The organism is Neobacillus fumarioli NBRC 102428 (assembly GCF_001591485.1).
Taxonomy (GTDB): Bacteria; Bacillota; Bacilli; order Bacillales; family Cytobacillaceae; genus Neobacillus; species Neobacillus fumarioli.
Genome location: NZ_BCUZ01000057.1, coordinates 1 through 14,994, shown reverse-complemented (window position 1 = coordinate 14,994; position 14,994 = coordinate 1). Strand labels below are relative to the sequence as shown.

16 protein-coding genes are annotated in these 14,994 nt (G+C 39.5%); 15 read left to right on the top strand and 1 reads right to left on the bottom strand.

Annotated features, from left to right (window positions below):
- Positions 1–27: 27 nt before the first annotated feature.
- Complete coding sequence (locus BFU02S_RS09925; RefSeq protein WP_066369857.1) at positions 28–897, bottom strand: YitT family protein; 870 nt, start codon at positions 895–897, stop codon at positions 28–30.
- Between the two features lie 195 nt (positions 898–1,092).
- Here BFU02S_RS09925 and BFU02S_RS09920 point away from each other — a divergent pair, with 195 nt between their 5' ends.
- The 15 genes from BFU02S_RS09920 to BFU02S_RS09855 all read left to right on the top strand — a co-directional run bounded on the left by BFU02S_RS09920 (position 1,093) and on the right by BFU02S_RS09855 (position 14,866).
- Positions 1,093–1,437: a nucleotide pyrophosphohydrolase gene (locus tag BFU02S_RS09920; protein ID WP_066369855.1), complete on the top strand. Its 345-nt coding sequence runs from the start codon at positions 1,093–1,095 to the stop codon at positions 1,435–1,437.
- A 6-nt stretch (positions 1,438–1,443) separates the two neighbouring features.
- Positions 1,444–2,247, top strand: coding sequence for a 4-hydroxy-tetrahydrodipicolinate reductase (gene dapB / locus BFU02S_RS09915; RefSeq protein ID WP_066369852.1), 804 nt, complete (start codon positions 1,444–1,446; stop codon positions 2,245–2,247).
- A gap of 9 nt (positions 2,248–2,256) precedes the next feature.
- On the top strand, positions 2,257–2,676 hold the full coding sequence (mgsA, locus tag BFU02S_RS16740) for a methylglyoxal synthase (protein WP_066369849.1): 420 nt from the start codon (positions 2,257–2,259) through the stop codon (positions 2,674–2,676).
- Positions 2,666–3,376, top strand: coding sequence for a bacillithiol biosynthesis deacetylase BshB1 (bshB1, locus tag BFU02S_RS09905; protein WP_066369846.1), 711 nt, complete (start codon positions 2,666–2,668; stop codon positions 3,374–3,376). Before mgsA ends, bshB1 begins: the two co-directional genes overlap by 11 nt.
- Positions 3,377–3,379: 3 nt before the next feature.
- Positions 3,380–4,507 (top strand): N-acetyl-alpha-D-glucosaminyl L-malate synthase BshA, encoded by a 1,128-nt coding sequence (bshA, locus tag BFU02S_RS09900; protein ID WP_066369844.1) that lies wholly within the window; start codon positions 3,380–3,382, stop codon positions 4,505–4,507.
- Between the two features lie 9 nt (positions 4,508–4,516).
- Positions 4,517–5,716: a CCA tRNA nucleotidyltransferase gene (locus BFU02S_RS09895; RefSeq protein ID WP_066369842.1), complete on the top strand. Its 1,200-nt coding sequence runs from the start codon at positions 4,517–4,519 to the stop codon at positions 5,714–5,716.
- Complete coding sequence (locus BFU02S_RS09890) at positions 5,701–6,678, top strand: biotin--[acetyl-CoA-carboxylase] ligase (protein ID WP_084361061.1); 978 nt, start codon at positions 5,701–5,703, stop codon at positions 6,676–6,678. Before BFU02S_RS09895 ends, BFU02S_RS09890 begins: the two co-directional genes overlap by 16 nt.
- A gap of 245 nt (positions 6,679–6,923) precedes the next feature.
- Positions 6,924–7,760 (top strand): 3-methyl-2-oxobutanoate hydroxymethyltransferase, encoded by an 837-nt coding sequence (panB, locus tag BFU02S_RS09885; RefSeq protein WP_066369837.1) that lies wholly within the window; start codon positions 6,924–6,926, stop codon positions 7,758–7,760.
- Entirely contained in the window at positions 7,757–8,611 is an 855-nt protein-coding gene (gene panC, locus BFU02S_RS09880; RefSeq protein WP_066369833.1) for a pantoate--beta-alanine ligase, read from the top strand. The genes panB and panC overlap by 4 nt, the downstream gene beginning before the upstream one ends.
- A gap of 13 nt (positions 8,612–8,624) precedes the next feature.
- The gene (panD, locus tag BFU02S_RS09875) at positions 8,625–9,008 is read left to right on the top strand and encodes an aspartate 1-decarboxylase (RefSeq protein WP_066369831.1); all 384 of its coding nucleotides are present in this window, start codon (positions 8,625–8,627) and stop codon (positions 9,006–9,008) included.
- 227 nt (positions 9,009–9,235) lie between these two features.
- Positions 9,236–12,040, top strand: a complete 2,805-nt coding sequence (gene dinG / locus BFU02S_RS09870) for an ATP-dependent DNA helicase DinG (protein ID WP_066369828.1) — start codon at positions 9,236–9,238, stop codon at positions 12,038–12,040.
- Between the two features lie 125 nt (positions 12,041–12,165).
- A complete protein-coding gene (locus BFU02S_RS16380) occupies positions 12,166–12,336 on the top strand; it encodes a YpmA family protein (RefSeq protein ID WP_084361060.1) in 171 nt (56 codons plus the stop codon).
- Between the two features lie 14 nt (positions 12,337–12,350).
- Positions 12,351–12,827 carry a cell wall elongation regulator TseB-like domain-containing protein gene (locus tag BFU02S_RS09865; protein WP_066369825.1) on the top strand — a complete coding sequence of 159 codons (477 nt, stop codon included), beginning with the start codon at positions 12,351–12,353 and terminating at the stop codon, positions 12,825–12,827.
- Positions 12,828–12,860: 33 nt separating this feature from the next.
- Complete coding sequence (locus tag BFU02S_RS09860) at positions 12,861–14,042, top strand: pyridoxal phosphate-dependent aminotransferase (protein WP_066369860.1); 1,182 nt, start codon at positions 12,861–12,863, stop codon at positions 14,040–14,042.
- A gap of 125 nt (positions 14,043–14,167) precedes the next feature.
- Positions 14,168–14,866: a DnaD domain-containing protein gene (locus tag BFU02S_RS09855; RefSeq protein ID WP_066369821.1), complete on the top strand. Its 699-nt coding sequence runs from the start codon at positions 14,168–14,170 to the stop codon at positions 14,864–14,866.
- Positions 14,867–14,994 lie beyond the last annotated feature (128 nt).

The following is a 14,994-nucleotide window of genomic DNA, read 5'->3' as shown; positions in this document are numbered from 1 at the left end:
CAGGCTGACCAAGGCGCTAGCGCTTTTCTATGTTATCGGCATTTTATTTTCATCTAGTGTGAACCCTTCACCGTGTACATCGTGAACCACTGAAATGGAAACAAAGGCATGCGGGTCAACAGATGTAATGATATTTTTTAATCGGATGATTTCATTTTTCGCAACGACACAATATAGGACATCGCGTTCATTTTTGGTATAAGAGCCATACCCCCGTAATGCGGTAACACCGCGCTCCATTTTATTCATTATTTCCTCAGCAATTTCCTCGTTTTTCTCAGATATAATCAATGCCCCTCTAGCGGAGTAAGTTCCTTCCTGGATAAAATCAATCACTCTGGTTGCCACGAAGACTGCAACAAGGGTATACATGGCTTGTCTATAATTAAGATAAGTTAATAATGACAGCGTAATGACACATGCATCAAATAAGAACATGGTTTTCCCCATATTCCATCCGAAATATTTTTGTACTAAACGGGCAATAATGTCCACTCCGCCAGTAGTACCACCGAATCGGAAAATGATTCCAAGGCCGATGCCTACAAAAACTCCAGCAAACAGTGCAGCAAGGGTTAAATCATTGTGAAGCGGCATGTTGATAGGATTTCGCTGGAAAATCCAAAGGAACAAGGAGACCCCGACAGTCCCAATGATGGTATATAAAAAGGTATTGCGGCCTAACAGTTTCCAACCAATAAAAAAGAGCGGGAAATTGAGCACTAAGTTTGAATAGGATGGATCGATCTTCCACAAGAAGTATAGGATCAGAGTAATCCCTGTAAATCCGCCTTCTGCCAGTTTATTCTGTATATTAAAATTGACAAGTCCAAAAGACATGATCGCAGTGCCTACAATAATAAATATAATATTTTTAATTTTTAGCTGAAAAATCATCAACATACCTCCCCTTCCTAATTTTCTCTTAAATGGCGGTATTTATTATAACGAATAAATATCAGAAGAGCAATGAATAGTAGAATAGAGCCAATATTGAAACGAAAAGATTTGTAAATTTGAGATGATTTAGCTAACATGATATAGAGGATTTGTTCTCATATCATCAATAAAAGAGTAAGCGAGGTAGAATCGATGGCCGCTGGGAAGTCAATGAAAGAGCTTCAATTAGAAGTAGATACATATATCAGCCAATTTAAAGAAGGATATTTCAGCCCATTGGCATTGCTTGCAAGATTGACAGAAGAATTGGGAGAATTGGCACGTGAAGTAAACCATTATTATGGGGAAAAACCGAAGAAAGCAACAGAAACCGAAAAAGAAATTAAGGAAGAACTTGGTGATCTTCTGTTTGTGGTTATATGCTTTGCGAATTCATTAAATATAGATCTCGAAGAAGCACATGATTATGTAATGCAAAAATTCAATACACGGGATAAAGACCGTTGGACAAGAATCAAGCCAAATGAGGAGGAGTAAAAATAGATGAATATGATTAAAGTTGTAATTGCCGGACCGCGCGGCCGGATGGGACGAGAAGCTGTCGAGATGGTAACCAAAACAGAACAGTTTGAACTTTTGGCTGTTTTAGACCATAAAAATAATGGCATGATGCTGAGTGATATTCCGGGATTTCAAGCAGTACATCGTGTACCGGTTTATACAGATATTGAAAAATGTCTAGAGGAAGTAAAAGCAGATGTATTGATTGATTTAACAACACCGGAAGTTGGAATGTACCATGCCAAAACGGCGTTAAACTACGGTGTCCGCCCTGTTGTAGGAACAACAGGCTTTACAAAAGAGGATTTACAAGAATTAGAACAGATTTGCCGCGACAAAAACTTAGGCTGCATTATTGCACCAAACTTTGCCATTGGTGCCGTATTGATGATGAAATTTTCGCAAATGGCAGCCAAATATTTTAAAGATATAGAAATTATTGAAATGCATCATGATCAGAAGCTTGATGCTCCATCAGGAACGGCTGTGAAAACAGCGGAAATGATTGCTGCTGTCAGAGAATCAAAGAAACAGGGACATCCAAATGAAAAAGAAACCCTCGATGGTGCCAGGGGGGCTGATTATGATGGCATGAAAATTCACTCTGTCAGATTGCCTGGCTTGATTGCACATCAGCAAGTTTTATTAGGCTCTGACGGGCAAACGCTGACCATTCGTCATGATTCCTATAACCGCAGTTCCTTTATGTCAGGGGTAAAAGCAGCAGTTGAATCAGTCATGAAGCAAAATTCCTTTATTTATGGCCTGGAAAATATATTAGAATAGGGGATTTTTATGAATATCGCCTTAATTGCTCATGATCAAAAGAAAGAAGACTTAATTCAATTTGTTACTGCCTATCAATCCATTTTTGCCAAGCATCATTTATTTGCAACTGGTACGACTGGACTAAGAATAAAGGAGGCTACTGGGTTAAATATTACCCGCTTTCAATCCGGACCTCTTGGGGGAGACCAGGAAATTGGCGCCATGATCGCGAAAAACCAAATGGATGCGGTGTTCTTTTTCCGAGATCCGTTAACCGCTCAGCCACATGAACCGGATGTGACAGCACTTGTACGTCTTTGCGATGTTTATTCCATTCCATTGGCAACAAATATGGGCTCGGCAGAATTACTTATTAGAGGATTAGAAGAAGGCTATATGGATTGGAGAAAAATAGTCAAAGAGAATGGTGAGGAAAATGGAGAATAACCATTTGCATATCTTGGCCTTTGGCGCCCATGCTGATGATGTGGAAATTGGCATGGCAGGGACAATCGCAAAATTTGCTTTAGAAGGAAAAAAAATCGGGATATGTGAATTAACAGATGCTGAACTTTCTTCCAATGGTAATGTCCGGCTCAGGAAAGAAGAGGCGGCTAAGTCTGCGGAAATATTAGGAGTAAAGGTAAGGATGTCACTGGGATTACCTGATCGAGGTCTTTTCCTTCAAGAGGAATACATAAGAAAGGTTGCCGGAGTCATCCGAACATATAAGCCCCAGGTGATTTTTGCTCCTTATCATGAAGATCGCCATCCTGACCACGGAAATTGTACCAAACTCGTGGAGGAGGCAGTTTTTTCGGCTGGAATAAAAAAATTCCGCACAAAAGAAGCGAATGAACCACGTAAGGTTGAAAAGCTGTATTTTTATATGATTAATGGTTTCCACAAACCTGACTTTATGATTAATATCTCTGAATTTATCGATCGAAAGATCGCTGCCTTAAAGGCTTATAAAAGCCAATTTGTCCAAACAGATGATAGTGTCGCCACACCGCTTGTCAATGGTTATATTGAATCGGTCGTTGCCAGGGAGAGAATGTTCGGCAAACTGGTCAATGTTGATTATGCCGAAGGGTTTAAAACAAAGGTTCCGATTGTTTTGCAACATGATTTGTTAGGGGAATAAGCGATGAGAAAATTGAAAATAGGCATAACCTGTTATCCGACTGTCGGAGGTTCCGGAGTCGTGGCAACAGAATTAGGCAAAATGCTGGCGGAAAATGGGCACGAAATCCACTTTATTTCATCCAGTATTCCTTTCCGTTTAAATAAAATTTATCGTAATATCTATTATCATCAGGTGGAAGTGAATCAATACTCAGTCTTCCAGTATCCGCCATATGACATTGCATTAGCGAATAAAATGGCAGAAGTCATTAACCGAGAAAAGCTGGATTTGCTCCATGTTCATTACGCTATTCCTCATGCTGTCTGCGCTATTTTAGCCAAACAAATGGCCGACCATGAGGTTAAAATAGTAACGACACTGCATGGGACAGATATTACCGTTCTAGGGTATGACCCGTCATTAGCAAATGCAATTAAATTTGGCATCGAAAAATCGGATGTAGTAACAGCCGTTTCCAATGCATTAGTAAGCCAGACATATGAACTGATCAAACCCGAAAAAACAATTAAGACGGTCTATAATTTTATTGATCACCGAATTTATCGGAAAAGTGATGTACGGCATTTACGGAAAGAATATGAAATAAAAGAAAATGAAAAAGTGATCATCCATGTTTCCAATTTTCGCGCCGTAAAACGGGTTCCGGATGTCGTGAAGAGCTTTGCTGAAATTGTAAAGCACATGCCCGCTAAATTACTGCTTGTCGGCGATGGTCCGGAAATGACCGTCGTTTGTGAAATCGTTAGGAAACTCGGACTTGAGGGGCAAGTTATTTTTCTTGGAAAGCAGGACAATTTAGAAGAGTTGTATTCAATTAGTGATTTAATGTTATTGCTATCAGAAAAAGAAAGCTTTGGCCTTGTTGCGCTGGAGGCAATGGCATGTGGTGTTCCGTGTATAGGTACTAATATTGGCGGCATCCCTGAGGTAATTCAGGATGGTGAAACTGGTTTTATTTGCAAAGTTGGAGATATTACGGATATTGCTGAGAAGGCATTAACATTATTAAGCAACAGGGGACTTCATAACCAATTCTCATTGAAATCCCAAGAGGTGGTAAAAAATAAATTTAGGGCAGAGCAAATTGTTGGCCAATACGAGGAACTATATTTTAATTTATTAAACTAGGTGAAGTCTATGAAAGAACCGTTTTTATCCGCCGTTCCCCTCATCAAGCGGCTCGAAAATGCAGGATTTGAAGCCTATTTTGTTGGAGGATCAGTACGGGATTATCTGCTTGGCAGACCGATTCATGATGTTGACATTGCTACTTCAGCAACTCCCGAGGAAGTTAAACAGTTGTTTCAACGAACAGTGGATATTGGGATTGAGCATGGTACTGTTCTCGTCCTTTATCAGCAAAAACCATATGAAATTACAACATTTAGAGCCGAAGGGGAATATCGTGACTATCGAAGGCCGGCAGAAGTTTCCTTTATCCGCAAGCTAAATGATGATTTAGAGCGGAGAGACTTTACAATGAATGCAATTGCCATGGATCGGAATGGAATGTTAATCGACCCATTTAACGGCCGGCAAGATATTGAAAATCGAATCATTCGAACGGTCGGACCAGCAAAAGACCGTTTTAATGAGGATGCATTAAGACTGATGCGGGCGGTTCGATTTGTAAGTCAGCTTTCCTTTCAAATTGAAGATCAAACACTTAAAGCATTATCGTCACATGTTTTCTTACTGCAAAATATCGCCATCGAACGTAAAAAGGCAGAGTTTGAAAAAATATTATTGGGTAAAAGCAGGAAACAAGCGATTGAGATGATGCTCGATACGAACTTAATATCTTTTTTACCAGGGCTCACACATCAGGAAAAGGCGATTAAACAGCTGCTTTCGTTTCACTGTGAACATTTGAATAAAAATGAGATATGGGCACTGCTTATTTTCTGTTTAAATTTATCAACAAATCAAGCTGAAGCGTTTTTACGGGAATGGAGGCTAAGTGTTAAAGAGATAAAAGATATTCAAAGAATTTTATTCTTTTTCCGGAAAAGGTTAGAACAAGTTTGGACAGTTTATGATTTATATTCCGCAGGTCCTGAAGTGATTCAATCAGCCGAAACGCTCTATCTTGTAATCAATGGAATGGAATCGACTAAATCGGTTCAATCCTGGTTGAATGTTTATCAAGAGCTGCCGATTAAAGACCGCACCGAACTTGCTGTTAGTGGCAGCGATTTGCTGAAATGGTTTGAAAAACCGGGTGGACCATGGGTGAAAGAAATGTTACTGAAAATTGAACAAGCAATTTTAGAAGGAATTGTCGTGAATAATCAACAACAAATTAAGGAGTGGCTGATAGCGTGCAGTCAGAATTGAGAAATAAAATGCTGGATGCCTTCACAAAGGCCGGTGAATCTTATTTATCCGGCCAGCATTTGGCTGACCTAATTGGCTGTTCGAGGACGGCAGTATGGAAGCATATCGAGGAGTTGCGTAAGGATGGCTTTGAAATTGAAGCTGTAAGGAAAAAAGGGTACAGAATTATCAAAACCCCGAAGAAAATGACCGCCGATGAAATACGTCTCGGACTGACCACAGAGTTTATTGGCAGAAATCTTTACTACGAAGAAAGTGTTGAGTCAACGCAAAGAATAGCTCATCAGCTCGCTTCCGAAAATGCACCGGAAGGAACGGTGATTCTTGCCGAAGAACAAAGAGCAGGTAAAGGAAGAATGGACCGTAAATGGCATTCTCCAAAATATACAGGTGTATGGATGAGCATGATCCTTAAGCCGAATATCCCGCTGACTAAGGCGCCGCAGTTAACGTTATTGACAGCGGTCGCAGTCGCTCAGGCAATAGAAGAAGCAGCAGGGTTGTCAGCAGAAATCAAATGGCCGAATGATATCTTAATTAATGGAAAAAAAGTCACAGGAATTTTAACCGAATTGCAGGCGGAAGCAGACCGGATACATTCTGTGATTATCGGTATCGGGATTAATGTGAATCAGAAACAAGCGGATTTTCCTATCGAGCTTCAAGAAAAGGCCAGTTCTCTCGCTATTGAAAAAGGAGAGGACATTTCCCGGGCTGGATTAATTAAAAGTATTTTTAAACACTTTGAAAAATTATATTTACTCTATTTGGAAAAAGGATTTTTCCCTATCAAGCTATTATGGGAAGGCTATGCTGTTAGTATCGGGAAAACGATTAAAGCTAGAACCTTAACAAAAGTGATTGAAGGAAAAGCACTCGGCATTACGGACGAAGGTGTTTTGAAATTGGAAGATCAGACAGGTGAAATTCATCATGTGTATTCCGCCGATATAGAACTTTAAACCGGTCCATTCCTCTTGAAAGACTATTTTACATTTTGTATAATTTTCTTGGGCAGTATCAGTAAGAACTGCACCTTGATTGCAACTGACAAATAAAAAGGTTTCTGCCTAGATCCGTTATCGGACCGGGACAGAGGGATGGAACATACAAAAGAGTAACACGAGATCCTCTGCCTTCAGAAGGATCTTTTTATTTGCTCTTCGAATGTGTTATCGCCTCTCCCCTATTTTAAGGAGGGAAAATGATGAAGCAAACTACAGACTTCTTGAAAATGAAGCAAAATAATGAAAAGATTGTCATGTTAACTGCTTATGATTATCCATCTGCAAAGCTTGCAGAACAGGGCGGCGTTGACATGATATTAGTCGGTGATTCACTTGGAATGGTAGTTTTGGGCTTTGATTCCACCATTCCAGTGACATTAGAAGACATGATTCATCATGCGAAAGCTGTTAAACGAGGAGCGAAGGATACATTTATTGTAACGGACCTACCGTTTCTATCGTATCATTTATCGGTCAGAGATACATTAATTAATGCGGGAAGAATTATGCAGGAAACAGGCTCTCATGCTGTTAAATTAGAAGGTGCCGATGAAGTGGTGAACCATATAGCTGCTCTAACAAAGGCTGGGATTCCCGTCTGCTCCCATCTTGGGCTGACACCGCAATCCGTTGGGGTTTTAGGCGGTTATAAGGTGCAAGGAAAAGAAGCGCCAGCCGCTAGGAAATTATTAGACGATGCGAAGAAGTGTGAAGCCGCCGGGGCGTTTGCCATTGTTCTTGAATGTGTGCCAAAACAACTTGCTGAAGAAGTAACAAAATCCCTTTCTATTCCAGTTATTGGAATAGGAGCAGGACCTGAGACAGATGGTCAAGTTCTTGTCTACCATGATATCTTGGGCTATGGAGTAGACCGGGTACCTAAGTTTGTGAAACAATATCATTCTGTCAATCCGTTTATTGTTGAGTCAATTCACGCCTATACACAAGATGTTAAAGCAAAGCGATTCCCGGAAGATAAACATTCTTTTACTATGAAGGAAGAAGAACTAAAGCTGCTTTACGGAGGCAGGCAATGAAAGTAATAACGACTGTTAAAGACATGCAGGCAGAAATGATTCAACAAAAGGCAAACGGAAAAACGATCGGCTTTGTCCCGACGATGGGATATCTTCATGAAGGACATTTAACGCTGATCAGACATGCAAGGAAAGAAAATGACCTCGTAGTCTTAAGTATATTTGTTAATCCGCTGCAGTTCGGCCCGAAAGAAGATTTTGCCACATACCCGCGAGATTTTGCCAGAGACAGGGCCTTGGCAGAAAGTGAAAAAGTCGATTACATTTTTTATCCGGAAACCCGGGAGATGTATCCCAATTCTCCTTCCGTTAAAGTAATCGTTCAGGAGCGGACAGATGTATTATGCGGCAAGTCGCGGCCAGGGCATTTCGATGGAGTAGCAACTGTTATTACGAAACTTTTTTCGATCGTCATGCCAACAAGAGCATATTTTGGTAAAAAAGATGCTCAGCAAGTGGCTGTTATTGACGGATTAATATCTGATTTCAACTTTCCAGTCGAGCTTGTTGCCGTTGATACGGTCCGTGAACAAGACGGCTTGGCAAAAAGTTCGCGAAACGTGAATCTATTGCCAGAAGAAAGAGAGCAGGCGACTATTTTATATAGAAGCTTGCAAGCAGCAAAAGAATCGATTGCTAATGGTGAACGTAATTCTGAAAGCTTAATCAATCTCATTAAGACCATGATTACTAGCCAGTCAAGCGGCCAAATTGATTATGTAGAGATTTATTCGTATCCGCAATTAAAGCCATTGGAAAGGCTAGAAGGAAGAGTAATTATTGCTCTAGCCGTAAAATTTACGAATGTCCGGCTAATAGATAATCTTATCATCGAAGTAAACAAACAATAGGGGGAAATCAACAATGTTTCGCCACATGATGAACGGTAAAATCCATCGGGCCACAGTTACAGAAGCGAATTTAAACTATGTCGGCAGCATTACGATTGACGAAGATCTTCTCGATGCAGTAGGGATGACTGCGAATGAGAAGGTGCAAATTGTCAATAACAATAATGGTGCCCGGTTAGAGACGTATATTATTCCTGGAGAAAGAGGAAGCGGCGTGATTTGTTTAAACGGTGCCGCCGCTCGTCTTGTTCAGGTAGGAGATACGGTGATTATCATTTCTTATGCACTGGTTCCAGAGGATAAGTTGTCCGAGCACCAACCGAAGATTGCCATTATGGATGAGAATAATCATATTAAAGAATTAATCCATGCTGAACCAGCTCATACTGTTTTGTAAGAAGGATCCCCGATCATCATCGGGGATTTTCCTTTTTGGCTGAACAGAAAATATAACTTTTCTTTCGGCATACGTGCAACTACGACTCATGAGCCGCCCTATCAGACCCTTGGATCGTAATCACTGTTTTTCTTTAAAAATGTGTAAAATAAGAGGGGCAAACAATTATTTTCTTTTTCGTCTTTTTATGATACCGTTGAAGGAACGAAGCTTTGGGGTGTATAGAAATGTTACATAAATTTGTTGTTATCGATCTGGAAACGACCGGAAACCTGCCGAAAAAAGGTGATAAAATAATCCAATTTGCTGCCGTCGTTATCGAAAATGGTACTATCACAGAAAGATTCTCATCACTTATTAATCCCCAAAAGCCTATTCCGATTTTTATTCAAGAATTGACAGGGATTACGGATGATATGGTAAAGGATGCGCCTGTTTTTTCAGAAGTTGCTGAAAAAGTAACCGCCCTCTTGGACGGAGCCTATTTTGTGGCTCATAATATTTTATTCGACTTATCTTTCCTTCAAGAGGAATTAATTCAGGCAGGCTGCGGTGGATTTTACGGACAGGTATTAGATACGGTAGAGATGGCAAGAATCTTATATCCAACCGCTGATGGGTATAAGCTTTCTGATCTAGCTGAGCAAGAAAACCTTCATCACGGTCGGCCGCATCAAGCGGACAGTGATGCCGAAGTGACAGCGCAACTATTCTTGATTCTTCTTCAGCGCTTGATCCGGCTGCCCAAAATGACATTGAACCAGTTGATGAATTTATCAGGTGGACTAAAATGCGATTTACAGCTGTTCCTGGATGATTTGCTTAACGAAATGAATAGTAATTCACTCGAACAATCAGATACGATTGAAATTGTGCAAAATTTAGCACTTAAAAAGGCACCTCCTCAGAACAATTACGCTTGGGAACAAGATTTAGAATTTCTTTATCCTGAAAGTGAATCAGATAAAAAGGAACTTGTAAAGAAAGGTTTCCCATCATATGAAACAAGGATCGGACAATTTTCGATGATGGACGCTGTATATCAATCATTTCAAAACGAACGGCATACATTAATTGAAGCAGGTACAGGGGTCGGCAAATCCATTGGATACCTTTTGCCGGCTGCCTATTTTTCAAAAAGCAAAAACAAGCGGATTGTCATCAGTACTCATACCATTCAGCTGCAGGAACAAATATTAAATAAAGAAATTCCCCGCTTAGCCAAAATGCTGCCATTTCCGATCAATGCAGTATTATTAAAGGGAAGAAATCATTATCTAAACTTAGCCCGATTTCAGCAAACTCTCACAGATGAAAATGATAATTATGATACGACTTTAACCAAGATGCAAATTCTTGTCTGGCTTACACAAACCGAAACTGGTGATAAAGATGAATTGAATCTTTCGAGCGGGGGAGAGCTTTTTTGGAATAAAATAAAAAGCGGACCAGATTCAAAACTGCATGATCAAATATGGCGGGAAAAAGATTTTTATGCTAAAGCACTCAGCAGGGCTGAAAATGCAGATATCATTATCACAAATCATTATCTGTTACTATGCGATCTTAAAGAAGGCGGCTCCATTTTGCCGCAATTTGATTATCTAATTATTGATGAAGCTCACCATTTCGAAAAAGCAGCAACACAGTTTTTTGGATTCACATTCGATTATTTATCAACGCGAATGCTGTTAGGGCAATTTGGGCTCTATGAGCAGAAACAACTTTTTTACGAATTAGAGCAATTGCAAGCCGTCACGGAATCAAAGGGAAACATGATTTCTGCTTTTGATTTAAATCAATTGGTCAGTGACATTAACTACGAAATAGATGAATTTTTTCAGCTTCTCTATGCATTTTGTCAAACAAAGTGCGGTAAAACACAAGGATTCAATCGTATAAAGGTAAGGTTTACTCCTATAGATGTCGGGAAAAAGGGAAAAGCACTTATTCATAGCGCAGAAAGGCTTTCCTTTTTACTAAAAGATTTATTTATAGCCGTCTCAAAACGGGTTGATGTCATTACCCAGGAAGCAAAAATGAAGGAAAATACGATTGCCAGTAAAATAACCGAAATTCAAACATTCCTGAATGATCTTGATGAATTAAGGAATACCATTATTAGCTGCTTTATCAAAGAATCCAATGAAGTAAAATGGATTGAAGTAGATCCCCGTTCACCACAAAATGTAACGACTTTTATTGCTCAGCCTGCTTCTGTAGCTGGACGGTTGAAAGATCAGTTATTTCTAAAGAAAAAAGCAGTGGTGCTTACCTCAGCCACTCTAACGGTAAATCATTCTTTTGCCTATATGATGAGGGAAATTGGGCTTGATTCCCTTTCTCCCGTCACTGTAACTATTCCGTCGCCATTTGATTACAAACATCAGGTTCAGCTGTTCATACCTGAAGACTTACCAGAAATTAACTTGGTCAGTCTGGACGAGTTTGTCATCGCGATTACGGAACAGATTATATCGGTTGCTGAAGCCACAAAAGGAAGGATGATGATTCTATTTACCGCTTTTGATATGCTGAAAAAAACATATGAGTTGATGAAAGAGAGCGGCTTTCTCGATGAGTATGTAATAATTGCCCAAGGGATTACCAGCGGAAGCAAAACAAGGCTGACAAGAAATTTTCAGCGTTATGAAAAGGCGATTTTACTTGGTACCGGCAGCTTTTGGGAAGGGGTTGATATTCCCGGCGAGGATTTATCGTGCCTTATCATTGTCAGATTGCCGTTCAGTCCCCCGGATGAGCCATTAACAGAGGCAAAATGCAACTTAATTACTGAAAGAGGTGGAAATGCTTTTGCAGAATACTCACTTCCGGAAGCAATCCTTCGATTTAAGCAAGGATTTGGTCGTTTGATTCGAACTGAGTCAGATAAAGGAATTATTTTAGTATTTGACAAAAGGATTATCACTACAAAGTATGGAAAAACATTCCTTGATTCAATTCCAGATATCACCATTAAAAAAGGAGGGATTAAGGATTTAACAGCTGATATTCATAAATGGCTTTCCTAGAATTTATAGTATGAAAAAAGAATAAAAAAATTATATAATTTTTACTGCACGATACAAGGCAGATACGGATCATACCTGTTATAATAAGGTGAGATTACAAAAGCTATGCATGTGGAGGATAACAGATGGAAAGCAAAATTGAAGTACTATCAACAGTTAAAATCCAGCAAAGTCCGGATTTATATAAAATTGTTGATGCTTTAAACCGCACACTTAAGGAAAATAACCTTATGTTTGGACTAGCCCTTGACCAAGATGACCAGAATAAAGCGATTTTTACGATTTATCGTACATAAAGAAGTGATTCGATGTGAAAAAGTGGATTCTTATTGCAGTACCGCTAGTCATATTAATAATTGGTGGCATTTTAATCAACGTTTACGTAAACGCGATGAAACCGATTAATACTGCTGAAAAGAGGGCTTTATTACTTGCCAAAAAACATGTGTCCATCAGCAAAGTAAATGATTTCCATGTTTATAATGGATCGGAATCTGTTGATGTCATCGAGGGAAAAAACAACAAGGGCGAAAATATCATTGTATGGATTCCGGAAAAGAGTAAAAAAGTAATTGTTAGAAACGCAAAAGATGGTATTTCTAAGAACCAGGCCATTCAAAAACTGCTAGAAGAAGAAAAACCAAAACAAATTATTTCCGTAAGTTTAGGAATGGAAAAAGATATCCCTTTATGGGAAATTTATTACCGTTCTGATCATAACTTAATAAATTATTACTATGTCGATTTTCAAACTGGAGAATGGTTAAAAAAGATTGAAAATCTGTAATTCAACTGGAGACAGGGGGAAAAGACATTGACAATTAAGCTGGCAAACAGGGTATTGGCATTAACACCTTCATCAACATTAGCCATTACGGCAAAAGCAAAGGCATTAAAAGAACAGGGAGAAGATGTCATTGGTTTGGGGGCTGGTGAACCGGATTTCAATACACCCCAGCATATTTTGGATGCAGCCGTGGAATCCATGACAAAAGGTTATACAAAATATACACCATCTGCCGGATTACCTGCCTTAAAACAGGCCATTATTGCAAAGTTTGAAAAGGATCAAGGTCTAACTTACAAACCAAATGAAATTATTGTGGCAAATGGAGCAAAACATGCTTTATATACATTGTTTCAGGTTTTACTGAATGATGGCGATGAAGTCATCATTCCTACTCCGTATTGGGTAAGCTATCCAGAACAAGTAAAATTGGCAGGCGGAGTTCCTGTCTATATTGAAGGACATGAACATAACCATTTTAAGATTACCCCTGAACAGCTGCAACAGGCGATTACCGAAAAGACAAAAGCAGTCATTATTAATACACCGAGCAATCCTACCGGCGTATTGTATACTGCAGATGAGCTTCGGGAATTAGGGAAAGTTTGTCTTGAAAAAAATATTTTGATTGTTTCCGATGAAATATATGAGAAGCTTGTTTATTTTGGAGCAAAACATGTCTCCATTGCGCAGCTTTCTCCAGAGCTTAAGGAGCAAACAATTATTATCAACGGTGTTTCTAAATCTCATTCGATGACAGGCTGGAGAATTGGTTATGCGGCCGGCAATAAAGAGGTTATTGAGGCGATGACGAATTTAGCAAGCCATAGCACCTCAAACCCGACAACTACTGCACAATATGCTGCTATTGCCGCCTATAATGGCCCGCAAGAGCCTGTTGAGGAAATGCGCAAGGCCTTTGAAGAACGGTTGGACATTATTTATGATCAATTAGTTGCAATTCCTGGTTTTACATGTGTGAAACCGCAGGGTGCGTTTTACTTGTACCCAAATGTAAAACAGGCCGCCGAAATAGCCGGGTTTACGAGTGTTGACGCATTTGTCGAGGCGCTCTTGGAAGAAGCAAAAGTAGCTGTCGTTCCGGGTTCCGGGTTTGGGACGCCAGACAATATCCGTCTATCCTATGCCACTTCACTTGACCAGCTTGAAAAAGCTGTACAAAGAATGGACCAATTTATGAAAGAAAGGTTATAAGTCTGGAGTAATCAGCAAAAAGTCTGCGTTCTGCAGGCTTTTTGCTTTCCTTGCCAAAGCTGGATACCTAATTCTCTTACCGGGTTATTTAGTTCATGTTATACTAATCAAGAGGTGTCCAAACAATGAAAGCAAACCTATTAGCATGGCTGCAAGAAGGGAATATTACCATCCCTGCTTTGCTATTTGCAGAATATCGTAACCTTAATTTAAATGAGACAGAACTTGTTTTGTTATTAAATATTATGACATTTTTAGAACAAGGAAATTATTTTCCGACACCTGATGAACTTTCCGCCAGAATGACCATCTCTATATCTGATTGTAATGCACTGCTAAGAAAATTGTTGCAAAGAGGGTTTTTGGAAATCATTGATGAGTATTCACATGATGGCATTCGATTTGAAAAATATTCTATAAAACCTTTATGGGAAAGACTCGTTGACCAGTTCTTGATGAATCAGAAAAGCAGTCAAGAATTGCATCAGCAGGCGGAGGAAACGGACCTATATACATGTTTTGAAAAAGAATTCGGTCGTCCTTTATCACCGTTTGAATGTGAAACCCTGGCAATGTGGATGGACGATGATCATCATGATCCTGTTATCATTAAAGCAGCACTAAGAGAAGCGGTTATGTCCGGAAAATTAAATTTTCGCTATATTGATAGAATTCTTTTTGAATGGAAGAAAAATGGCATTAGGACGATTGAACAAGCGAAAAATCATGGTCTTAAGTTTCGTCAAAGACAAATGCACAAAAGAAATGTAAAAGATGACCAGGAGCTTTCTTCTGCGCCATTCTATAACTGGCTGGAACAATAAGTCTATTCTAACGAGTGCTGAACACTCTCGTTTATTTTCAAAAGTAAAGAAAGTACAAATTTTGACTTCGAGAATTGACCAGCTCCAGCGCCTAGCCCTCCGTTATGTACTCCTGTGCCATAGGCTTA